This is a genomic window from Pseudomonadota bacterium (assembly GCA_018242545.1).
In the GTDB taxonomy this organism is placed as follows: domain Bacteria; phylum Pseudomonadota; class Alphaproteobacteria; order 16-39-46; family 16-39-46; genus 16-39-46.
In genome coordinates, this window is record JAFEBT010000006.1 from 25,837 (window position 1) to 47,467 (window position 21,631).

Consider the following 21,631-nt stretch of genomic DNA (forward strand, 5'->3'; position numbering starts at 1 on the left):
TTTATTTTCCTAATATTAAAAACCATTCTGCATGTATAATATTTTCAGGAGTATAAAATTTTTCCTCAATATGTTTCATTTCATAGATTTTGAAACCAGCGGCAAGAATTAATTTGTATAATTCTTCTTCGTTATAAAACTTTAAGTTATCTACCTTAAGAAAAGAGTCTGATTTAAATTGCGTTAAGCCGGAATCCAATAAATCACCTTCAAGATATGAAGTGTGCTTAGTTGAAAAAGGATTAAAACAAAAATATCCCTCAGGTTTTAATACGCGATGCACTTCCTTAAGGGATGCAAGGCATTCGTTAGTATTCACACACGTTAAAGAACTTCTATCAATGACAAGATCAAAAAAATTTGATTGAAAGTCTAAAGGATAAAAAAGACTTTGTTGAAGATAAACAGGGAAAAGGTTTTCCCTTAAAAACCATTCTTTTGCGTGATTGACAGCAAATGAAGATCCTTCTATTCCATAACAATTAAATCCCTCTTTTGCGCAAAACCAAAGATTACATCCTGACCCAAAGCCTAATTCTAAAATTTTAGTTTCATTTTTAGGCTTATGCCGTGGGTAATAATTAAAGATGAAGCTAACAACTTTATCCCAAGGGTATTTATTTTATTAAGTGAATTTTTAGCTTTATATCTAGCATCCCATAAAATATTAAACATCGAAACTCTCTTCTGTTATAGTATAATCAGTGATTTTTAAAGAATGATCAGTACACTGAAGATAAATTTCATTATTAAGGCTATGTAACCCACAAGTTTCAAATTTCTTTTCAGATATATTAGCTTTCCAAATGGTCGTTTTCATTCTATCTTTAATTAAAAACGCTCCAGGATATGGTCTTGAAAGAGCTCTAATAAAATTTAAGATTTCGTAAGCATTTTTATTTAAGTTAATGACGCCATCGGCTGGTTTTCTCGCTGGATAAATGGATCCCAATGCCGAATTTTGTGGTTTTCTTTGAATATTGTTATTTAGAAACATAGTGATGACGTCGTTGGTAATCGTCCTATATAGAGGATAAATTTTTTCGAGTACATCTCCAATATATTCATGTTTGTGGATTGGCAATTCAACTTGTTTAATAATATCTCCTGTATCAACGTCAGCATCTATAAAATGTGCTGTTAATCCAACTTTATTTTCTCCATGAATCATTGCCCAATTAAGAGAGGCACGCCCTTTAAATTTTGGAAGAAGACTTGGGTGTAAATTTATAGCTCCTAATCTAGGGAGTAGGAAAATTTCAGAAGGGAGTAAATATTTATAATCTGTAACCCAAATAAGGTCAGGCTTGATTTTATTTATAAAATCTAAAAGAAGAGGCATTTTGGGGCTTGCTCTTATAACCGGAACATTCAGTTCATTAGCATAGTCATGAACAGATAAATATTTATTACCATCTTCAGGATCTTCAGGATGTGCAACAACTCCAGATAAACATCCATAGGGATATAAAGCTTTTAGTACTTGAACACCTACAGTATGATTACCAAGAAAAACAATCTTTAATTTCATTATGTAAGATCCTCAATCTGAATAGGATCTCCTTGTTTTAAAGGTTTATTTATTGTTCTTCCTAATAAAAGCACTTCATTTTTAGGTAGAAATCCACAGCCCGGACGAGCGAATATAATATCGCTTTTTGAAAGTACATCTCCAATCTTAAGATCTCTTTTAGCACAACAAGAAAGTCTAAAATCACGTCGAGAATCTTTTTCACTTTCCGTAGGCCCTAGATATGGGATGCCAGTTGCTTTTTCAACATATCTTACACCTTCTACAAGTATAGAAAATTCTTTTGGGTCACAGGAAAATCTATGGTCAGGACCAGGTAGATTTTTATCAAGCGTAAAATGTTTTTCAATCCATGCCGTTTTATAAGTAATTGATCCTATGGCAGCCCAGGGCCCTTCTGAATGATCACTAAACCCACTGATAACACCAAACGTATCTCTTAATGTCTTAATTTTCATTAAATGGATATCTTCTGCAGGGGTAGGATAAGAAGATGTACAATGAAGTAAGATAAGGTTTTCGTTTCCTGTGCCACGAAATGTCGTGACGGCATCATCAATTTCACTAATAGTTGCCATTCCTGTGGATAAAACGGTTGGAATTTGAGATTTTCCCATATAGTCAATAAGCTCGAGATTTGTTAAAAAATCAGAGCCATTTTTTAAGACATTAACACCTATTTTCTTAAGTAAATCCACGCCTTCAAAATTTGTAGGTGTCGAATGGAAGTCAATCTTGTTTTGATCACAAAAATCTTTCAACTCCATGACATGCTTATGATTTAATTCGTAGCGTTTAAACATATCATACTGAAATTCTTTAACTAATTTTCCTTGGGAAAGATATTCGTAGGTTATGTTTTTTAGAGGAACAAAATCTTCAGTTTTGTAGTTTTGAAACTTGACAGCATCGGCTCCAGCTGTCTTTGCTGCAAGAATTGTTTTTTTTGCAAGCTCCATATCTCCATTATGATTAATTCCAATTTCGGCAACAATATAGGCAGGATAATCCTTTCCTATCTTTTTAGAACCTAAATCAATGTATGTCATGTATAACCTCTAAGACTGAATTAATCCCCATCCCATCACAAGTTTCAGATGCGTTTTTTTGGAATGTTCTCAAGAATTCTTTATCCATCATTAAATTATTTATGAAATCTGATGCAGTTTTTGTATTTTTAAGATCTTCTACCAAAAAGGCAGCTCCACTTTTATGAAGATTTTTAGCAATTAATTCTTGATTAGAGCTTACAGTAAACATAAGGGTAGGAAGTCCAAGTGTGCATCTTTCCCACATGCTACTTCCAGAAGCACCTATTGCTAAGTCTGCCTGATAAGTTAATTTTGGCATGTCTGCATTAATATGGATAAAACATTCATTAGGGATATTTTTAATGTATTCTTCTACAGAGCTTAGATTCTGTCCCTCAAATCCTAGAACAATATCCACATTTCCTCTGAATTGAGACCGCTTAATTATGTCAAGGGCTTTTAACGTATAGTTTTGAGGATCACTTCCTCCCATTGAAATAAGGATACGATTTATTTGGGTTGTTTGTTTTCTTTTTTTGAGGGCTTTTGGCCTTAATTCTCTAAATTCTGTTCGAAGTAATGCATACTTAATACCTGTTAATATTTTGCATCTTTGAGGGACGAGGTTTTTGTAAGTTTCTATTAATTGACCATAGGTTTGGTCTAATAAAATATCACACTCATGTTGTCTATTTGCAAGATCATCAATAACCATTATTTTTTTGGCAAAGGGACGAAAATGAGCTTCGTAAGATTTTTCTATATTATAATTATCAATAACAAGAAGGTCACAGTGAAAAGGATGATAATAAAATGAGCGTGGATCTACGCGCTCAAAAGATTTCAATTGAGAGATAAATTCATAAGTCGTTGGGAGCGTTATAATTTTACACATCCAATGATGTTCTTTTAAAGCCTCTGCAAGGACACAAGAACGTATGGCATGTCCCGCTCCTATTTTTGAAGAGGCCTCAAATAAGAAAAGAGCGGTTTTCATATTTTTGATGAGTTTTTAGTGAGAGTGTCAACGTCTTTTAAAAGAAGTTTTAAAGAGGTAGAAGAAGGATTTATTTTTTTAATAAAAGCATAGTCTTCCGGGGTGTCTAAGGTTATTCGAATGTGTCTGTGATTCCCTTCTGGGTTTTCAAAATTATGGACCTTAAGAGTGCGCCGCATCCATTCTGTAACATGTTCAAAGTCTTCAGGATGGGTGGCATATTGTAGGGAATTTTTGAGCTCTTCTATCCCAAACACCTCACAATCATAACCGTGTGGCCAGGTAGGGGGGAGATTATTGCAGGTATATTCGGCTTTATTTTGAATATGCATTTGTAAAACATCTGAGCATACCTCAGGATTAATAAGGGGGCAGTCGCTTGTAACGCGCATAATAATATCTGCTTTTAAGTGCTTGGCTGCTTCATAATATCTTTCTAAAACATTTAATTCTGAGCCTCTAAAGATAACGGCATTATATTTTTCAGCTTCAGCAATAAGAACATCATGATCTTTTCCAAGAGGAATAGCACAACAAACAACATCTATATTCTTAATTTGCTGACATCTTGATAAAACTTGGCCAAGAACTGTTTTATCCCATAAAGGAAGCATGACTTTCCCAGGTAATCTTGAGGACGTCATTCTCGCTTGAATTATTACTGCGGTGCGCATATGGATAAAATCTCTCGTATAATATTTTGTTGATCCCTTAGAGAAAGTCCCACAAATAAAGGTATCGTTAAACAACTCTCATAATATTGTTCTGCGCCTTTTAAAGTTTGAGGACCATATAGCTTTTTGTAATAAGGTTGCTTATAAAGAGGAATATAATGAACTTGTGTTCCAATGCCTTTTTCTTTTAATCCTCTCATAATATCAGATCTTGATTTTCCGATTTTATTATAATCGATGAAGATTATGTATAAGTGCCAAGCTGTTTCTGAAAATTTTAATTTTTTCAAAGGCTTTAAATAATTTATATTTATGAATGCGTCATCATAAATTTTAACGATTTTAGAACGCTCAGATATAAATTCTGGGAGTCTTTTTAATTGGCTAAGCCCAAGAGCGCAATTGATATCGCTGATACGATAATTATATCCAAGCTCTTGCATTTCGTAATACCATGGATGTGATGATTCAATTTCTACCCATTTATGAGGGTCTCGTATCATTCCATGGCTCCGGTATAATTTTAACTTTTCTGCAATTTTATGATCATTTGTGGTAATTGCTCCTCCTTCTCCCATAGCAATGGTTTTAACGGGATGAAAAGAAAAAGTCGTAATGTCCGAAAATCTATTTGAGCCAATAGGATGTCTGGTCCCCTCGTTGGTTAAATAAGAGGTTCCAATTGCATGAGCTGCATCTTCTATAATAAATAAATTATATTTCTGTGCTATTTTATAGATTTCTTCTAAATTTTCACAGTGCCCTGTGAGATGGACATTCACAACAGCTTTTATGTTTTTGGAATGATTTTTTAAAATTGCAGCTTCTAAAGTTTCTGAAGTCATTAAGCCTGTTGTGGGATCAACATCTACAAAAGCAACGTGAGCTCCAACATATCGAGCAGCATTGGCGGAAGCTAGAAAGGTGATAGCCGGGACTAAAACGATATCTCCAACACCTATCCCTAAAGAGAGCATTGCAAGGTGTAATGCGGTTGTGCCATTCGAGCATGAAATAGCATGTTTTGCATTAACTGTTTTTTCCAGCATTTGTTCAAATTTTTCGACAACAGGACCACAGGTAAGCCAATCGCTTTGTAATACTTCAGTAAGGGCCTTTATATCATCAGGAGAGATGGAATGTCTTCCATAAGAAATCATGTTAATCTTCCAGCATTAATCTTAGTTGTTGTGAGTTAAGCCATTCTGTATTGGTATCACTGGAATATACCATCCTTTTTTCAAAAGGCTTATTCTCAATTCGATTTTCCCATAAGTTTGGATTGATGAAGGAAGAAAGAATAGCATATCGATCTTCCATTTCACGAGTTTGTAATGACTCGTCAGAAGTGAGCATACATTCATGTAATTTTTCTCCAGGACGGATACCTATCTCGTGTGTTGGGATTCCTGGTTGAATGGCATTTGCTAAGTCAATAATTTTCATGCTGGGAATTTTGGGGATAAAAATTTCTCCTCCTTGCATTAAAAACAAATTAGATAAAACAAAATCAACACCTTGTTGTAACGTAATCCAAAACCGTGTCATGTCATTATCGGTTATTGGTAGGGAAGTAGCTCCTTCTTTTAATAATTTTTTGAAGAATGGAACGACGCTACCTCTTGATCCTACGACATTTCCATATCTTACAACAGAGAAGAGTGTTGGGTCTGATCCTCGTATATTATTGGCAGCTACAAAAATTTTCTCTGCAGCGAGTTTGCTTGCTCCATATAAGTTAATAGGACTAACAGCTTTATCGGTTGAAAGAGCTAATACTTTTTGTACGGAGTTTCTTAAGGCAGCTCTTACAATATTTTCTGCTCCAATAACGTTTGTATGAATACATTCATATGGATTGTATTCTGCAATAGGAACATGTTTTAAAGCTGCTGCATGAATGACAATGTCAACCCCTCGGAAAGCCATTTCTAGGCGGTTATAATCACGTACATCTCCTATAAAATAGCGCAAAAAAGGATATTTAGATTCTGGGAATTTTTGAGCCATTTCATATTGTTTGAGTTCATCTCGTGAAAAAATGATAAGTTTTTTTGGAGAATAGAGATTAATGATTGTTTGAACAAGTTGATTCCCAAAGGACCCTGTTCCTCCTGTTATAAGAATCGTTTTATTATTTAAATCAGGAGTTTTTATAAGAAAATTCTTAAGCATAAATTTTTCCTTTGTAAGAGATGTCTACATTTATAAACATAATTCATAGATTTTTCTTTATCAATTTTATAGGAACTCAAAGAGCTGTGATTTTTATATTTTATAATCATTACATAAACCCATAAGCATGCAAAAAAAATTAACAAATTTTTTGAGAGGTAATATTCTGAATGATTCCATTATTTATGGAAATGATCCTATTGCATTTTTTGAGGGTGGTCAATCGATGAGCTATCATAATCACAGTGTGATTTTTACAAATCTCATGAATTGTTTTCATCAGATTTTGTTCCGTTTCATTGTCTAGTGCAGAGGTTGCCTCATCAAAAATTAAGACGTCTGGATTTCTATAGAGTGCACGTGCGATCGCGATACGTTGACGCTCTCCTCCAGAAAGACGCATGCCGCGTTCTCCGACAACGGTTTTTGTGCCATTGGGTAGATGGTTGATAAATTTGGTAAGTTGAGCAGCATTAAGAGCATTTTTTAAACGATTTTGATCAATAGTTTCGGCTTTTTCTCCAAAGGCAATATTTGATTCGATTGTATCATCAATTAAATAAACGGATTGAGGAACATAACCTATGTGTTGGTGCCATTGATAACAGTTTATAGGATATTTTTGATCGATAAGAACAGTTCCATGCTTTGGTCTTAAAAGGCCTAAAATAATATCCACAAGGGTTGACTTTCCAGAACCTGTTTCACCAATAATACCAATACATTCGCCTTTATGAATGGTCAAAGTTAAGTTTTTTAAAACATCTTTCGTTGTATTTGGGTACTGAAAAGTTAAATCTTTAAAATCAATAGATTTTTTAAATTCAAAATTTGGTATATTTTGATAATTGTTTTTAAGAAAATTAGAATTATATTCTTCGTAAACACGATTAATATTTGGAATTGTAAGTTTAAAGGTATTTAGCTGACCAATAATACGATTCAGTCCCGGCATTAAACGGAATCCAATATATAGATACCCTCCAAGTATTCCTAACATTTGAGATGGCGAATCATGCTCAAGACAAAAATAAGTAATTGCGGTAATAAAAAGGCATACAAATAGAATTTCAATAATTAAACGGGGAAGAGCATTTGAGGATATTTGAAGCGCTCGAATTCTAGATCTTTTTAAAGAGTATATTTGATAAGTGTTTATAAAAGAATCTTTTTTATTGCATAAAATAATTTCTTTAAATGCATGAAAAAATTGCAATAGACTTTTTTCGCTTTGAAGGGAAGCTTCTTGAAAGGTATGTCCCCATGTATAAAAAAGTGGAAAAACAAATTTGTTTATAATAAGTCCTACGATTAATCCGATGCTAAAAAGAATTAGAGCAAGAGAAGAATTCAAACCAATAATCATTAAAATCAAACAAAAGAAAACAATACTTTCAGATAATATGGAAGCAATAGGTGTTACACCACTTGAAAACATAAGTTCAGTATCACCGTTTACAACGGTTAGTCCTAAAGAAGAATTGCGTGTTAAATAAATACTATAATCAAGCTCAGCATATCGATGAAGTAATTTATTTTTAAAAGTATAATTCATTTTTTGGATGGAAAAATTTTGATAAAAAACTTCAATGGCAGCTACAAGGTTCTTAAGTAAAAAAGTAGCTCCAAATACAAGAGCAATATAAAAAATCATTTGAGTGGGCGTAAAATTTTTGCCCAGTCCTACTTTAGTAAAATATTTATACCCAAGTTCAGGTTGAGTAAGAACTTGTGCAAAAATAACGATTAGAGAAGCTGTTGCAATTTCTAAAAGAGAAGTACAAATAGCAAAGCTTAGAATACCAAGCCATTTTATTTTTTCTTTTCGAGTCAGAAAAGAAAAAAGCTTTTTAATAGCTGAAAAAAGAGAAGAATCGTTCATTAATATTTATCAGTTTATATAGAGAAAGCCAGTAAGTTAGAAACCTAAAAATGATATCTCAATCCGGGTGAAAACGATCGGGATTTATAAGGTCTTTTTTTATAACAATGTCATTTCGTTTTATTAGATCCAAATTTTATAAGATATGCTTAAACGTAAAATATATTTAGGCTGCTTCTATTATATCTTGAAACAAGACAACATTCATTTCTTTTCCTATGTAATTAATGCTTTTTCAGTGCTTTCAAAAATAAGATTTAAATCATAGCTATTGTTAACACGTTTTTGAAAAACAACAATTTTATCTTTTTCTATTTCAGCACGAAGTGGGCTATTGGGGCTTAATTCATCAAATCGAACACAATCAATTTTGATTAATGTTGGAGCATTTTCAATAATTCCACAAATATCATTCCAGCGATAACTATTTACTGTAGGACAATTGATCGCTAAATCAATATCTGATTTTGTTTGTGCATTACCTCTTGCACGTGAACCAAATAAATAAATTGCATCAAAATCTTCTATGGAGCTTACTTTGTCTACTATTGGCCTTATAATATTTAAGGTTTCAAAAAAAATATTCACACCAAAAGCACCCCTTCATCTTTTGCAATTTTATAAATCAAAAGATCTTGATTGGGGTCACGAACAACTATATCGATTTTTTGCTCACCCAATCGATCTTGCAACAAAATCCAAAACTGACTCTTTTGATCATAAACTTTATTAAAGTCAAAATGTTTCACTTCAATATACAAATCAATATCACCGCCACGCTTTTCAGGATAAACACGAGATCCAAACAACCATAAATGATCATATTCATCAAAACATTCTTTGAATGATTCAATGATGGATGCTAAATCTTTAGGCTCTAAGCGAATATTCATGAATAATTTTTTCTAAGGTTTGCTCTAAGTATTGATAATTTTGAAAAATTTTGTTTAATGTCGTTACTAAGGCGCTGTATGAATTGGGATATTCATGGGATAAATCATTTCTCAGTTCCCGTAAATACTTCCATTTGGCTGTGCTTTCTAGGATTTTATATTTTTCAAGTTTATTTAAACGATCAATCATGGATAGATTAACAACGTTTTCTCCAAGAAATTTTAGAAATTCAAGAAACAGCCCTTCCCCCATGGTGTCCTGGAGTTTCGCAAATCGGCCAGTAAACATGTCGAGTGAAGTTAAATCCTCATATTTTTCAAGAGGAAAGTTTTTTTCCTGAAAAGGATATAAATGCCGTATGTGCTCAGCCGCTTGTTTCATTCTTTCTAAATGCAACTGACATTGTTCAATTTTTTGTTTTAAAACCATTTCCTATTCCATCATAGCTGCCGCAGTCCGGGTGAAAATCACCGAGACTGATAAGGTTTCCTTTTTATAACAATGTCATTTCGTTTTGTCAGCTCGAAATGTTTACAGGATGGGTTTAAACGTTAAAAATAGGTTAGGCTGCTTCTATAATATCTTGAGACAGAATAACATTCATTTCTCTTCCTAAAAAATTAAGGAATACTTTAACACGTTGTTTATCATCCAGTTTTTCAAAAATAGCTGTATGTCCTTCAAAGGGGCCGTTGAGAATAACCAATTTGTCACCTTTTGTGAAATGTACAAGACAATTTAATGGCAGAATACCGTCACTATTTTCTTGCTGTTTAAGATCTTCAATAATTTGGGAAGGCAACGAGAGGGGGCAATTATCTTGGGTCAGCAAATATGAAACGCCACGTGTTCCATTGATGCTGCGCCAGGAGTGTATTTCAAGATCAATTCCAATAAAAAGATATCGCGGAAAAAGAGGAGAAAGAACTTCGCGTGTTTTGCGAGCATGACGACATATCTTTTTGAAACGCGGAAGATAGACATCATATTTTTGCTCTAATAAATGACGTTGAGCGACAAGTTCTTTTGAGGGTTGCGTATGGACCACAAACCATTGTTTCATTTGTTTTTTCCGTTTTCTACATCACGTTTTGAAATATGAAGAAGTCTAAGCGTTAATATTTTTTGAGGATTAATTTTATTTTTAAGAAAATCATATGTCTCTTGAGGATGTATAATATCTGTAACTAGAATAGCATCATATTTTTTTAAATTTTCATTTATAGAAATGATGCCAGTTTTTATATTTGTACCTTGAGCAACAAGCATTGCAATATCTGCTAAATCACCTGATCCTAGAAGACCGATCAATGTCCAACCTTGTTGTGAGCACTCTGAAAACACTTCTTCACATTGTGTTCGAGCGTCTCTAAAAAAGGTAAGAGATCGGGCTAAGTAATCTTTAACCATCTGGCTTTTTTCTTTAAAACCTTCTGGTGTTAAAAAATAAGTAATTCGACGTGGAGAAATTTGAGAAGCTCTGATCCACCCTTTGGTGACAGAGCTTTTCAAATACTGATTCATAAGTCCTAAAGCTATGCCAAGCTCCGATGCAAGGCCACGCTGCGTAAACGAAGGATTCCGTTCAATCTCGCTGAGAAGATGAACCATGACGCGTTGCTCCGTTTGTTCTCGTGTATCTTGGAAAGCTGCCATTCTAAAAGAATACCCATAAATCATTTTATCGAGAGGTTATGTTCATGAACAGAACTTACTTTAAAGAAGAATATTTGTCAAGTAGATTGCAAAACTTTTTTTATAAGAGCATGCCAAAGAGTAAGAATTTTTTGTTCACTATAGGTTTGAGATATGTTTTTTGCTTTTTTTCCAATTCGTTGAGCTTCAAAAGGATCAAAGAGAAGTCTTTCAATTTGCTGAGTTAAAATCTTATAATTTCCAATCGGAAAAAGGAGCCCATTGATTTCATTTTGAATAATATCTCGATTTCCTGAGCAGTTTGAAGCGACAACGGGAAGACCAAGACTCATGGCTTCACAAAGTGCATTAGGGAATCCTTCAAATTTAGACGGAAAGACAAAAAGATCTGCTTTTAAAAGAGCCTGTTCAATGTTTGAAATTATTCCTGGAAGATGAACAGAAGTATTCAGATCCAAAGTTTGGATATAGCGCTCAAGAGCGAAACGTTCTTTACCTTCCCCATAAATGGTAAGCTTTAAGAAAGGATACTTAATTGTTAAAACCTTAAAAGCCTTAAGGAGCGTTGGATAATCTTTTTGCGGAGAAAGACGCCCAACGGAGACAATGTGTTGAATTTTTTGATATGTAAGGGCTTTTTTAGGCGTAAAAACAGAATTAGGAATAATTGAAATTTTTTTTTGGAGTTTTTTTGAAAAATAATTGGCTGCTGATTGCGTCTGAACAACAATTTGAGAAGCCCAAGGATAAGTGAGACGTCTTAAGATTTTATAAATACGCGAAAGAGGATGAAAAGCAGGATCAATACGTTCCGACACAATAACAGGAATTTTAAGTCCTCGTGTGAGAAGGAGAGTCAGAACGTTTATTTGATCAATAAAAGAAAGAATAAGATCAGGTTTTTCTTTTTTAAGAGTGCGTCTTAACAACAACAAGCGTGTGGTAATATTTTTTAAGTATTCAAACCAAGAAGTTGGTTTTGTAAAGATTGGGTTAAGTTGAATAAGATGAATGTTTGGATTTAAGGGATAAAAAGGTTTTTGAGAAGGATGCTCAAGGGTAATAAGGGTTATGTGATGTCCTTCTTCTTGCCAAGCATTCGCGAGCTGAGAAAGAACACGTTCAGCTCCTCCGGGACCAAGAGTAAGAATAACAAGGGCAATGTGCATGGTTTTTTAAAATTGAAGAGAAGAAGTTAAAGGAGGTTCTACTTTAATGCATCTTTTGATACTGTTCAACCAATCGATCTAAGATTAGAAAAAGTTTTTCATGAATGGAGGTGTAATCATTCATCAGAAGCTCTTTGCAAGATTGGGTAAAGAGAGAAGGTATTAAATCTTGAGGACCTGCCTCAATAAGTTCTCTAATTCCCTCTTTTGTAATTTCTAGGTGACACTGAAAGCCATAAACAGAATGAGCATATTGAATAATTTGTATAGGGCAACCTGGGCTTGTTGCTAAAATTTGAGATGTTGATGTTTCTCCAGGCATATCATTATGCCAATGGATAACAGGAAAAGAAGATGGAAATCCATTAAAGAGAGAATTTTCCAGGCCTTTTGTCGTGAGTGTAATGGGAAAAACGCCAACTTCTTTCTGAGGACTTTTCGTGGCCTTTGCTCCAAGAGCTTCTCCAATGAGTTGGGCGCCAAGACAAAATCCAAGAATAAGCTTAGATTTTGAAATTGAATCTTTAAGCAGGGAAATTTCATCCTTTAAGTAAGGATAAGGGGATAAGTCACACGCACTTTGAGGGCCTCCCATGAGAATTAAGAAATCAAATTCTTTTTCTGAAATACAAGACTCCCCTTTGTAAGGTTTGCAAATTTCATAGGAATAAGAATGTCTCTGAGCCCATTCTATAATAACACCAGGCGTTTCAAAGTCGGCATGCGTGATAAATTTTATTTTCATCAAAGATCTTTCAAATCTCTTAGGATTAAAGACTATATTTTTTATTAATTAAGCTCATACCCAATTACTTCCAGTATAGCATTTTGTACTTTGTGCATGAATTTCTCAGAACATTTTGTAAAAGGACCTTTTATAAGGCGATTGTTGTCAATTGCACGTATCTGATCGATTAATAGATCTGAATCTTTTTCTAATAAATCTTGAGCTTTAACTCTAATTCTTAAAGGTTCAGAATTAGAAATCAGATTTGTTGTAAGAGGAACAATTAAAGTAGATGGATGATTTATATCTAAAAGAGCTTGATGTTGAACGATCAAAACAGGTCTTATTTTACCAAGCTCTGTTCCTGTTCTAGGCGTTAAATTAGCAAGCCAAATTTCTCCAAAATTAAGCTTCTGGGTCATCTTCTATCTCAGCAAACTCAGAGTTTATAATCATGCTATTTTGGCGTACTAGTTGGCTTGCCCTTGCAAGCCTTGATATTTTTTCTTTCTTACATAATGTTTTATTCATTTCTTCGATTGCATTTCGAATATATTCTCCACGTGAAATATGGAGATTATGAGCTCTCATCTTGATGGTATTTAAAACCTGTTCTGATAATCTAATTGTAATTGTCGACATCGAGCACCTATTTGAAATACATTTTGTAATACATATATGAAATAAAACATGAATTTCATATGCATGTCAATAAAAATTGGTATAAAAATACCAAAATAAACAGAATGAAAAAGAAATTATTATAGACTTGTAGAAAAAATTCTTTCAATCTCTATTATTTTTTATAATAAATATACTGATGTTAGGGTATTTTCTCATTATTTATTGATTTTGATAAAAGCCCAACGAGGCGTATGGGAGCTTCTGTTCCCCCTTGGATTTTTATGGGAAGTGCAAGAGAGTATCCTCCAATAGGAGGCATCTTTGAAGCATTTTTGATATTTTCAACAATGTATTTTCCACTTCCCAAAAGCAAGCGATGGACAGGAAACCCGCTTTGAGGGCAATCAGGACTCAGGGTATCAATTCCCAAGCCTCGAACATTTCTATCAAAGAGAAGACTGGCAGCTTCCATTGAAACACTTGGAAAAAGAAGATTATTTCGATATGCCTCGGGATCTTTCCAAAATCGACCCCATCCCGTGTAAATCATAACGAAAGCATGAGGGGGAAGAACTCCATATTTATTTTCAAAAGAAAGAATATCTAAAGACGTGACTTGATAAGTCTCATGAGCTTTAGAGGAGACATCAATCACAACGCAGGGAGAGGCAAGTTCGGTAAGAGGAAGTTCATCAACTGTAAGGCCTTCTTTCACACAGTGGGCAGGAGCATCTATATGGGTTCCAATACCAGCGTGGAGTTTAAATTGTTGAACTCGAAATTTTACATCTGTAGAGCAATCCTCATAGTCAAGTTTTATGTCTGAATGAAAACCACACGTTCCATTCCAGGACGGAATTTCAGGTGTAAGTGTATGGGTTAAGTCAATGAGCGTAAAAGGAAGAGGAGGGTTCAGTATATTTTGGAGGGCCATTAATGATCTTTCTTTTTTCTAAGAATAACATAAAAGGCGCCTTCTCCGCCATGATGCGAAAGCGCTTGCTCAACACTTGCAATAAGGGGTCTAAGATGGGGGCTTTGAAGCCAAAGAAGGAGCGCTTTTTTTAAAATTCCTTGGCCTTTCCCAGTGATGATTAGAAGAGAACGTTTATTTTTTAGATGGTTCATTTCGATAAAAGAGATTAATTTCTCATGCGCACGTTCTTGTGTGAGCCCATGAAGATCAAGCGTTGCCGAAAATGAATAGTCTTTTGATTTAATTTTGCGTAAGGTATGTTTTTCAAGAGGCGGGACAGGCGTTTCAAGAGAAGATTGTTTTTTGGGTAAAGAAATATTCGAAGAGGCAATAAAAGGAGGAGGGGAAGAAGAAATGAATCGAGAGAAATATTTTTTTTCCAAGGAAAGAACTTCATTTAATGCAGAAAGGTCAATTGTGTTTTTCTTAAGAGGTGTAATCGTTTTTTGAAGTTTTTTTAAAAGTTCTTTTTCATCTTCCGTAAGAAGAGAAGAAGCAGAATCAGAAAAGGACGTCTTTTTCGAAACCATAAATATTAAAAAACCTTAATAAAGAGTTTGAGGGAGATTTTTTTTAGTATAAATTAAAATGAGACAAAAAATTAAAGGATGCAATGCAAAAAAAATCGCACAAAGATTCTAATGATCAAAAGCACACCTGGGATTTTTTAAAATCGGGAGATTCTCTTGAGATTATTTTTCCTGGGAAAGCTCCTTGTTCTCAAGCGCATGTGTTAAAGGCAAAAGAAATTGTTGAAGCTTCTGGATTAAAAGTTATATATGACCCAAAAGCTCTCCAACCTCAAAATTCAGCTTTTGAGTATTATTCTAATGATGTCAATGCGCGCGTGAAGAATCTGATTTCTGCTTTAGAAGGTCCGTCTTCTGTTTTGTGGGCTTTTCGAGGAGGTTTTGGGTGTGTTGAGGTCATAGAACGACTTGAATCTATGGGGTATATTCCTCCACAAAAGAGTCCAAAACTTCTCATCGGTTCTAGTGATATCACTCATTTGCATGCTCTTGTTGCAAAGTGGGGATGGATGTCTTTTCATGCTCCCGTCATGGGGGTTACCTCTGATACTTATGAGATGACGAGCATAAAGGCAAATCGTTTGGCAAGATTGCAAGATGTTGTGGATGTTTTTTTAGGAAAGAAAAAAGCCTTAGAATATGAATTTGATCTTATTTATGCGCCGCCTTCTTTTAAGAAAGAAAAAACTCTTTTTGGAAGTGTCGTTGGAGGAAATGCAACACTCGTAAAGGAAACGCTTGGGACACCAACATCATTGGATACATCCAATCGATTTGTCTTTTTGGAAGATGCACGGGAAGATCCTAAACGTCTAAACCGCGTTCTTGTTTCCCTTCTCAGGGGCGGGATTTTTGATTCGGCAAAAGCCATTTTATTTGGGTCTCTTCCAATTGAAAATGCGGAAGATGAAAGGGAAGCTTCTTTGGCAAGTACTCGCCTTTTTGTAACGGATCACTTAATTCCCCATGGCCTTTCGGTTCCTGTTTTATATTCTCCTCGATTTGGTCATGGAGAATATAATGATGTCATGCCCTTTGGAACAAAGGCTTCCTTAAAACTTGAAGGGGAAAAAGGCTTTTTAACAGTCACTGTAAATCAACCTTTTTAACAGAAAAAAAGCAAAAAAAAATTAAGGAAGGGGAGATGCGAGGATTTAAAATGACACATTTTAAAATTGCAAGAGATTCTTTATCTATAATTCGGATTTCTCTTTACAGAAACTTATATTGGACTATAAATAAAAGAAAAGCTTTAATGGGGAATTATGAAATTTTTCCAAATTTGGTGAGTTGAAATCGGAAAAAAGGGGACGTATTTTGAAGAAATCTACGGCAAGAGTATTTATCGGAGTGGCTCTGTTTGTATTACTCGGAAGTATTGCCTATAAACATCTTGATTTTTTAGGAACTTTCTTAGGATTTTCAAAAAAAGATTCTAAAAAAGAAATGGAGCCTGTTGCTGTAGAGGCACAAGCGGTTGTGGTTCGCCCATTCGTGACAGAACTTGTGGCTGTTGGAAATCTTATTGCGCATGATAGCGTGATTTTAAGACCAGAAATTGAAGGAATTATATCAAATATTTTGTTTGATAGTGGGTCTCAAGTTAAGAAGGGTCAAACGCTTTATACGCTTGATGATGCGTTGGCCCAAGCTCAGCTTTCCGATGCTAAAGCAGAACTTCTATTGAGTCAAAAAAATTACTCTCGCGCACAAACCCTTTCAAAACAAAAATTTATTTCAGGAAAAGATGTTGATGAACTTTTTGCAAAGCTCGAAAAGGCAAAAGCACAAGTAGAGCTTGCGCAAGTCAGACTTTCTAAAACTGTTCTACAAGCTCCTTTTGAGGGATATGCAGGAATTATACAGCATAGTCGGGGGGCATTTGTTAAGGCGGGTGAAGACCTTATTACAATTGTGGCTTTGGACCCTATAAAAGTAGATTTTCATGTGGGAGAAGAATATCTCCAAAGACTTCAAGAAGGTCAAAAGATTTCAATTAAGGTGGATGGATTTGATCAAATCTTTGAAGGTGAAGTCGAGGCTATTCAGCCAGAGGTCGATGTGTCAGGTCATAGCATTCTTGTGCGTGGACGCATTGAGAATCACGAGGCTAAGCTTCATCCGGGTCTTTTTGCAACTGTTACATTGACACTCAATGTTGTGGAAGATGCTATTTTAATTCCTGAAGATGCCCTGGAAACGCAAGGAAATGAACAATTTGTTTATCGTATTGTGGATGGTGTTGCAACTCAAACACCTGTCACGGTGGGCGGTTTTGAAGATGGGATGGTCCATATTCTTGATGGCTTGTGGAGTTATGATACAGTTGTAACAGCAGGTGCTATTAAAATAAGTGATGGCGTTCCTGTCCGTGTTGTTAAAGGACCTAAGAATCTTGAAAAATCTCCCCTTTCTCCACAACAAATTGAAAACGCGAAAGCTCTTTTTAAAGGAGAAGGAAAGCTCCCCAAAGATGCTGAACAAGATGTCCTCGAGGGTGAGCCTCTTTTAGAGGAAAAAGCGCCTGAACCTTCCCAGGCAGATACAGCTTCGGCTGATGCTGATTTAAAAGAAGCGCTTCCAGGAACAACATCAGATGAGAAAAATGAGACCTCGCGCTCTTCTTCCTCTGAAGACGCAGATCCACAGACTCAAAAATCAGGAGAATAAGTGTGAGCCTTCCTGAATTTTGTATCCGCCGCCCTGTTTTTTCAACTGTGATGATGATCATTATCATATTGGTTGGAATGGTCTCTTATTCGTATTTAACAGTGCGCCAATACCCTCAAGTGGAAAAACCAGTTGTGAGCGTACGGACAACCTATGAAGGCGCAAGTCCTGAGATTATAGAAGCTCAGGTTACAAAAATCTTAGAAGGCGCACTTGCAGGGGTTGAGGGGTTGGATACCATGACTTCTGTGAGTGAGCAAGAGTCAAGCCGTATCGATCTTCATTTTAAGCCAGATCGGACGCTTGATAGTGCAGCAAGTGATGTGCGGGATCGTATTGGGCGTGTAGCGGCACGTCTTCCCAAAGAAGCCGATAATCCCATTGTTAAGAAAACGGACTCTGACGCAGAGCCTATCATCTATTTGGCCCTAACAAGTGATGTGATGTCGCCTGCAGAGATGTATGATTTTGCAGACCGTGATACAAAAGATAAAATTGAAGCTTTAACAGGTGTTGCAAGTGTTGAGCTCTATGGAGCTTCAGCCTATGTGATGCATATTTGGCTTAATCCAGAAAAATTAGCCGCTTATCAATTAACCGCTAATGATGTGACAGAAGCCCTTGTTCAACAGAACGTTGAAATTCCTGCAGGACGTATGATCAGTAAGGATCGGGAATTTCAAGTGACGACATCCGCAAATTTAAAGACAGAAGAAGATTTTAATAATCTGGTTTTAACTGAGGCAAAAGGATATCTTGTCCGCCTTAAGGATGTAGGGCATGCGGAATTTTCTCCTTATGATGATCGATCTTATGTTTCTTTAAATGGAAAACAAGCGGTTGCGATTGAAATTGTTAAAAAATCAACGGCAAATCCTCTGGATCTTGCGAAAGATCTTCTAAAAAGATTGCCTGAAATCCAGAAATCTCTTCCAAAAGACCTTAAAATTGAAGTGGCTTATGATAAAACGCTTTATATCCAAAGTTCAATCGATGCGGTTTATCGAACAATTTGGGAAGCAACGGCATTTGTGATCGTCGTGGTTTTCTTATTTTTGTGGTCGGGCCGGGGGGCTCTTATTCCCCTCATTACAATTCCTGTCTCTCTCATTGGAACCTTCTCTTTAATGTATGTTTTTGGGTTTAGTATTAACGTATTGACGCTTCTTGCCTTGGTTCTTGCCATTGGTCTTGTTGTGGATGATGCCATTGTGATGCTCGAGAATATTTATCGACATATTGAAGAAGGAGCATCTCCATTTGAAGCAGCTGTTAAAGGAAGTAAAGAAATTACTTTTGCCATTGTTGCAATGACATTAACGCTTGCAGCTGTGTATGCCCCAATTGCGCTTTCTCAAGGCATGATTGGAAAAATCTTTACAGAGTTTGCGCTGACTTTGGCGGGATCTGTTTTAATTTCGGGATTTGTCGCTTTGACGCTTTCTCCAATGATGTGTGCTCGTTTCTTGCGACGTTCAGGGGAAAATAAGGGAGGAGCAAGAGTTCTGACTAAAAAAACTTATAATTCTTCCCTTTTAAATTGGTTTTTAGGAGAGGTTCCTCCAAATGTACGTGTTTTAAATTGGATTGATGAGGCTTATGCAAAGACTTTAAAACATGTTTTGAAATTAAAAATTTGGACTGTAAGCATTGCGATTCTAATTGGAATTTTAGGAGGTCTTCTTGGTCTTTATGGATTAAAAAGCGAGCTTGTTCCTGTGGATGATAAGGGAATTGTTTACGGTAAAGGGGAAGGGCCTCAAAGCTCAACTTTGAAATATGTTCTTCCCTATGTCAATGAAATGGATAAAATCTTTAATAATCTACCGGAGGTGGAGAAACAGTTAACGGTTGTGACGATTCCGACAATTGTATCTTATAACTTATTGAAGCCTTGGGAAAAAAGGAAACGTACAGTTCCAGAAATTATGGCATCTATTAAACCTCTCCTGATGAATATTACAGGAATTTATGCTTGGCCAAGCGCAGGGGCTTCTTTTTTTGGAGGCGGTGGTGCAAATTCAGAGGCTTTAAACTTTGTGATTCAAACAACGCGTTCTTATGATGATCTCATTGAAGTTGCAAAATTAATACAATCTCTTATTCAGCGTAATCCTGGGATTGGACGTGTTCAAGCAGATATTGGGAATGATGCGATTGAGTATTTTATTGATGTGGATCGTAATAAAGCTGCAGCGCTTGGCATTACAGAAGATGTGATTGCAAAAACATTAGACTCCTTGGTCTCAGGACGTGTTGTGACAAAGCTCAAGAAAGAAGGACAACAATATGATGTTCGGGCTCAGCTTGTTGAGCATTCGCGCAAGAATCCTTATGATTTAAATGGTGTTTATCTTAAATCAAAGGTTGGACAAGCCTCCCAAATGGTCCCACTTTCTACATTTGTAGATGTTAAAACACGGTCTGTTCCTGTTGAAATCAACCATTTTAATCAGCTAAAATCGATTACCATTAGTGCTGAACTCAATAATGGTTTTAGCTTAGGAGAAGCCATTTCCTTTTTAGAAACCGTGAAAGAAAGAGTTTTGCCTGAAGGTTTTCAAACTGACTTTTCAGGAGAAACACGGCGATTTATTGAATCTAAAAATACGATCTATCTTATTTTTGGGCTCGCCCTTGCTTTTATCTTTTTGGTTATGGCTGCTCAATTTGAAAGCTTTGTTGATCCTTTTGTGATTATGTTTAGCGTTCCTCTTTCCCTTGCAGGAGCCATATTAGCCCTTTGGTTTGCGGGCGGAACTTTAAATATATTCAGCCAAATTGGGCTTGTGACACTTATTGGACTTATTACCAAACATGGGATTCTCATTGTCGATTTTGCGAATAAGTTAAGGGCACGAGGACGTTCGATTTCAGAAGCTATTTTAGAGGCCTCTCGTCTTAGATTGCGTCCTATTCTTATGACAACAGCTGCAATGGTGCTCGGAGCCGTTCCTCTAACATTTGCGTCTGGAGCAGGAGCATTAGGACGTCAGCAGATTGGATGGGTTATTGTCGGTGGGATGGTTTTTGGAACACTTTTAACACTTTTCGTGGTGCCTGTTATATATACTTTATTTACGCCAAAAGTTTATAAAAACGTGGATGATTCCTTTTAAATTCAGTATGGAGTTTTAAGGGTTGAAATATGAAAATACTCCTTATTGGATGTGGAAATTTAGGGCGTGCTCTTCTCACTGCGTGGATGCCTGATCAAAAAAAATATAAGATTCTTGTTATTCAACCCAGTCTTTCGGCTCAAGCACTCTTTCCCTCTTTTCATTTTGTAAGAAATGCTTCTGAGATACCAATAGATTTTAATCCAGACAGCGTTATCATCGCCATTAAACCCCAACAATTTCAAGAAGCTTTCCCTCTATATTCTTTGTATCTAAGGACATCTCTTGTTATTTCTTTTGCTGCAGGCATTTCTATTGCATGTTTAAAAACATATTTTGAAAATAATAATAGATGTATACGAGTCATGCCAAACGTTGCCATGAAGGTTGGAAAAAGTGTGAATTTAGTTTATGCAGATCCTTCCCTCCCTCAGAAAGATCGAGCTTTAGCAGAGGACATCTTAAATGTGACAGGTTCTTTTTTTTGGCTCAAAGCAGAATCTTTAATTGAAGCTTTAACACCAATTTCTGCATCAGGCCCTGCTTATTTTTATATGCTTTCAAATATTTTGGTTCAATTGGCAACGGAAAATGGGCTCGAAGAGAGTTTTGCTCGGGAACTTGTCCAAAAAACTTTTTTAGGAAGTGCTCTTTTAACCTCTCCTCCTTACAACTTTACAGAAATGATTTCTTCTGTTGCAAGTAAAGGGGGTGTAACTGAAGCGGCCCTTAAGGCGCTTACTCCAGACTTTTCGGATCTTATGGAAAAAGCCTATGAAGCAGCAGCGACTAAATTGAAGACTTTAGGAAAATAAAGAAAGGACTGTGCCGATAAACAGAGATAGAGAGTAGCTTGAAAGAATAAGAAAGTTGAGACACTTAAATGGACATCTTTCTAGTTTGTGTGGACAAAAAATTAACGAAGCCAGATGAAGGTACCAACAAAATATAAAAAGCCTAAGAAAGTGACGGCGCA

23 protein-coding genes are annotated in these 21,631 nt (G+C 35.7%); 4 read left to right on the plus strand and 19 right to left on the minus strand.

Annotated elements, in window-relative coordinates:
• Position 1: 1 nt before the first annotated feature.
• The 19 genes from JSS34_01785 to JSS34_01875 form a co-directional block, all read right to left on the minus strand.
• Positions 2–589: a class I SAM-dependent methyltransferase gene (locus tag JSS34_01785; GenBank protein MBS0185077.1), complete on the minus strand. Its 588-nt coding sequence runs from the start codon at positions 587–589 to the stop codon at positions 2–4.
• Between the two features lie 78 nt (positions 590–667).
• Entirely contained in the window at positions 668–1,531 is an 864-nt protein-coding gene (locus JSS34_01790) for a hypothetical protein (GenBank protein ID MBS0185078.1), read from the minus strand.
• Positions 1,531–2,580: an N-acetylneuraminate synthase family protein gene (locus tag JSS34_01795; protein ID MBS0185079.1), complete on the minus strand. Its 1,050-nt coding sequence runs from the start codon at positions 2,578–2,580 to the stop codon at positions 1,531–1,533. Before JSS34_01795 ends, JSS34_01790 begins: the two co-directional genes overlap by 1 nt.
• A complete protein-coding gene (pseG, locus tag JSS34_01800) occupies positions 2,567–3,559 on the minus strand; it encodes a UDP-2,4-diacetamido-2,4,6-trideoxy-beta-L-altropyranose hydrolase (GenBank protein ID MBS0185080.1) in 993 nt (330 codons plus the stop codon). Before pseG ends, JSS34_01795 begins: the two co-directional genes overlap by 14 nt.
• Positions 3,556–4,233 carry a glycosyltransferase family protein gene (locus tag JSS34_01805; GenBank protein MBS0185081.1) on the minus strand — a complete coding sequence of 226 codons (678 nt, stop codon included), beginning with the start codon at positions 4,231–4,233 and terminating at the stop codon, positions 3,556–3,558. The genes pseG and JSS34_01805 overlap by 4 nt, the downstream gene beginning before the upstream one ends.
• Positions 4,218–5,393, minus strand: a complete 1,176-nt coding sequence (gene pseC / locus JSS34_01810) for a UDP-4-amino-4,6-dideoxy-N-acetyl-beta-L-altrosamine transaminase (protein ID MBS0185082.1) — start codon at positions 5,391–5,393, stop codon at positions 4,218–4,220. The genes JSS34_01805 and pseC overlap by 16 nt, the downstream gene beginning before the upstream one ends.
• A 1-nt stretch (position 5,394) precedes the next feature.
• Complete coding sequence (pseB, locus tag JSS34_01815) at positions 5,395–6,408, minus strand: UDP-N-acetylglucosamine 4,6-dehydratase (inverting) (GenBank protein ID MBS0185083.1); 1,014 nt, start codon at positions 6,406–6,408, stop codon at positions 5,395–5,397.
• A gap of 139 nt (positions 6,409–6,547) precedes the next feature.
• Complete coding sequence (locus JSS34_01820; protein ID MBS0185084.1) at positions 6,548–8,290, minus strand: ABC transporter ATP-binding protein; 1,743 nt, start codon at positions 8,288–8,290, stop codon at positions 6,548–6,550.
• A 216-nt stretch (positions 8,291–8,506) separates the two neighbouring features.
• Positions 8,507–8,878: a nucleotidyltransferase domain-containing protein gene (locus tag JSS34_01825; protein ID MBS0185085.1), complete on the minus strand. Its 372-nt coding sequence runs from the start codon at positions 8,876–8,878 to the stop codon at positions 8,507–8,509.
• Positions 8,875–9,183 (minus strand): nucleotidyltransferase domain-containing protein, encoded by a 309-nt coding sequence (locus JSS34_01830; protein ID MBS0185086.1) that lies wholly within the window; start codon positions 9,181–9,183, stop codon positions 8,875–8,877. Before JSS34_01830 ends, JSS34_01825 begins: the two co-directional genes overlap by 4 nt.
• On the minus strand, positions 9,161–9,613 hold the full coding sequence (locus JSS34_01835) for a hypothetical protein (GenBank protein MBS0185087.1): 453 nt from the start codon (positions 9,611–9,613) through the stop codon (positions 9,161–9,163). Before JSS34_01835 ends, JSS34_01830 begins: the two co-directional genes overlap by 23 nt.
• 133 nt (positions 9,614–9,746) lie before the next feature.
• Entirely contained in the window at positions 9,747–10,247 is a 501-nt protein-coding gene (locus tag JSS34_01840; GenBank protein MBS0185088.1) for a transcriptional activator RfaH, read from the minus strand.
• Positions 10,244–10,840: a winged helix-turn-helix transcriptional regulator gene (locus tag JSS34_01845; protein MBS0185089.1), complete on the minus strand. Its 597-nt coding sequence runs from the start codon at positions 10,838–10,840 to the stop codon at positions 10,244–10,246. Before JSS34_01845 ends, JSS34_01840 begins: the two co-directional genes overlap by 4 nt.
• 77 nt (positions 10,841–10,917) lie before the next feature.
• The gene (locus JSS34_01850) at positions 10,918–12,009 is read right to left on the minus strand and encodes a glycosyltransferase family 4 protein (GenBank protein ID MBS0185090.1); all 1,092 of its coding nucleotides are present in this window, start codon (positions 12,007–12,009) and stop codon (positions 10,918–10,920) included.
• Positions 12,010–12,052: 43 nt separating this feature from the next.
• Entirely contained in the window at positions 12,053–12,754 is a 702-nt protein-coding gene (locus JSS34_01855) for a homoserine O-succinyltransferase (GenBank protein MBS0185091.1), read from the minus strand.
• A gap of 44 nt (positions 12,755–12,798) precedes the next feature.
• Positions 12,799–13,158 (minus strand): type II toxin-antitoxin system PemK/MazF family toxin, encoded by a 360-nt coding sequence (locus tag JSS34_01860; GenBank protein MBS0185092.1) that lies wholly within the window; start codon positions 13,156–13,158, stop codon positions 12,799–12,801.
• A complete protein-coding gene (locus JSS34_01865; protein ID MBS0185093.1) occupies positions 13,142–13,378 on the minus strand; it encodes a CopG family transcriptional regulator in 237 nt (78 codons plus the stop codon). Before JSS34_01865 ends, JSS34_01860 begins: the two co-directional genes overlap by 17 nt.
• A 181-nt stretch (positions 13,379–13,559) precedes the next feature.
• Positions 13,560–14,294 (minus strand): cyclase family protein, encoded by a 735-nt coding sequence (locus JSS34_01870; GenBank protein ID MBS0185094.1) that lies wholly within the window; start codon positions 14,292–14,294, stop codon positions 13,560–13,562.
• Positions 14,294–14,866 (minus strand): Smr/MutS family protein, encoded by a 573-nt coding sequence (locus tag JSS34_01875; GenBank protein MBS0185095.1) that lies wholly within the window; start codon positions 14,864–14,866, stop codon positions 14,294–14,296. Before JSS34_01875 ends, JSS34_01870 begins: the two co-directional genes overlap by 1 nt.
• Positions 14,867–14,949: 83 nt before the next feature.
• On the opposite strand from JSS34_01875, the gene JSS34_01880 reads away from it, so the two are divergent.
• The 4 genes from JSS34_01880 to JSS34_01895 all read left to right on the plus strand — a co-directional run bounded on the left by JSS34_01880 (position 14,950) and on the right by JSS34_01895 (position 21,470).
• Positions 14,950–15,975 (plus strand): LD-carboxypeptidase, encoded by a 1,026-nt coding sequence (locus JSS34_01880; GenBank protein MBS0185096.1) that lies wholly within the window; start codon positions 14,950–14,952, stop codon positions 15,973–15,975.
• Between the two features lie 208 nt (positions 15,976–16,183).
• A complete protein-coding gene (locus JSS34_01885) occupies positions 16,184–17,536 on the plus strand; it encodes an efflux RND transporter periplasmic adaptor subunit (GenBank protein MBS0185097.1) in 1,353 nt (450 codons plus the stop codon).
• Positions 17,537–17,538: 2 nt separating this feature from the next.
• Entirely contained in the window at positions 17,539–20,655 is a 3,117-nt protein-coding gene (locus JSS34_01890) for an efflux RND transporter permease subunit (GenBank protein MBS0185098.1), read from the plus strand.
• A 29-nt stretch (positions 20,656–20,684) separates the two neighbouring features.
• On the plus strand, positions 20,685–21,470 hold the full coding sequence (locus JSS34_01895) for a pyrroline-5-carboxylate reductase (protein MBS0185099.1): 786 nt from the start codon (positions 20,685–20,687) through the stop codon (positions 21,468–21,470).
• Positions 21,471–21,631 lie beyond the last annotated feature (161 nt).

What these genes read in the sequence shown, in the direction of transcription:
- JSS34_01790 (MBS0185078.1), bottom strand. Translation starts at nt 1,531, where the DNA reads ATGAAATTAAAGATTGTTTTTCTTGGTAATCATACTGTAGGTGTTCAA.
- JSS34_01795 (MBS0185079.1), bottom strand. Translation starts at nt 2,580, where the DNA reads ATGACATACATTGATTTAGGTTCTAAAAAGATAGGAAAGGATTATCCT.
- pseG (MBS0185080.1), bottom strand. Translation starts at nt 3,559, where the DNA reads ATGAAAACCGCTCTTTTCTTATTTGAGGCCTCTTCAAAAATAGGAGCG.
- JSS34_01805 (MBS0185081.1), bottom strand. Translation starts at nt 4,233, where the DNA reads ATGCGCACCGCAGTAATAATTCAAGCGAGAATGACGTCCTCAAGATTA.
- pseC (MBS0185082.1), bottom strand. Translation starts at nt 5,393, where the DNA reads ATGATTTCTTATGGAAGACATTCCATCTCTCCTGATGATATAAAGGCC.
- pseB (MBS0185083.1), bottom strand. Translation starts at nt 6,408, where the DNA reads ATGCTTAAGAATTTTCTTATAAAAACTCCTGATTTAAATAATAAAACG.
- JSS34_01820 (MBS0185084.1), bottom strand. Translation starts at nt 8,290, where the DNA reads ATGAACGATTCTTCTCTTTTTTCAGCTATTAAAAAGCTTTTTTCTTTT.
- JSS34_01830 (MBS0185086.1), bottom strand. Translation starts at nt 9,183, where the DNA reads ATGAATATTCGCTTAGAGCCTAAAGATTTAGCATCCATCATTGAATCA.
- JSS34_01835 (MBS0185087.1), bottom strand. Translation starts at nt 9,613, where the DNA reads ATGGTTTTAAAACAAAAAATTGAACAATGTCAGTTGCATTTAGAAAGA.
- JSS34_01840 (MBS0185088.1), bottom strand. Translation starts at nt 10,247, where the DNA reads ATGAAACAATGGTTTGTGGTCCATACGCAACCCTCAAAAGAACTTGTC.
- JSS34_01845 (MBS0185089.1), bottom strand. Translation starts at nt 10,840, where the DNA reads ATGGCAGCTTTCCAAGATACACGAGAACAAACGGAGCAACGCGTCATG.
- JSS34_01850 (MBS0185090.1), bottom strand. Translation starts at nt 12,009, where the DNA reads ATGCACATTGCCCTTGTTATTCTTACTCTTGGTCCCGGAGGAGCTGAA.
- JSS34_01855 (MBS0185091.1), bottom strand. Translation starts at nt 12,754, where the DNA reads ATGAAAATAAAATTTATCACGCATGCCGACTTTGAAACGCCTGGTGTT.
- JSS34_01860 (MBS0185092.1), bottom strand. Translation starts at nt 13,158, where the DNA reads ATGACCCAGAAGCTTAATTTTGGAGAAATTTGGCTTGCTAATTTAACG.
- JSS34_01865 (MBS0185093.1), bottom strand. Translation starts at nt 13,378, where the DNA reads ATGTCGACAATTACAATTAGATTATCAGAACAGGTTTTAAATACCATC.
- JSS34_01870 (MBS0185094.1), bottom strand. Translation starts at nt 14,294, where the DNA reads ATGGCCCTCCAAAATATACTGAACCCTCCTCTTCCTTTTACGCTCATT.
- JSS34_01875 (MBS0185095.1), bottom strand. Translation starts at nt 14,866, where the DNA reads ATGGTTTCGAAAAAGACGTCCTTTTCTGATTCTGCTTCTTCTCTTCTT.
- JSS34_01880 (MBS0185096.1), top strand. Translation starts at nt 14,950, where the DNA reads ATGCAAAAAAAATCGCACAAAGATTCTAATGATCAAAAGCACACCTGG.
- JSS34_01895 (MBS0185099.1), top strand. Translation starts at nt 20,685, where the DNA reads ATGAAAATACTCCTTATTGGATGTGGAAATTTAGGGCGTGCTCTTCTC.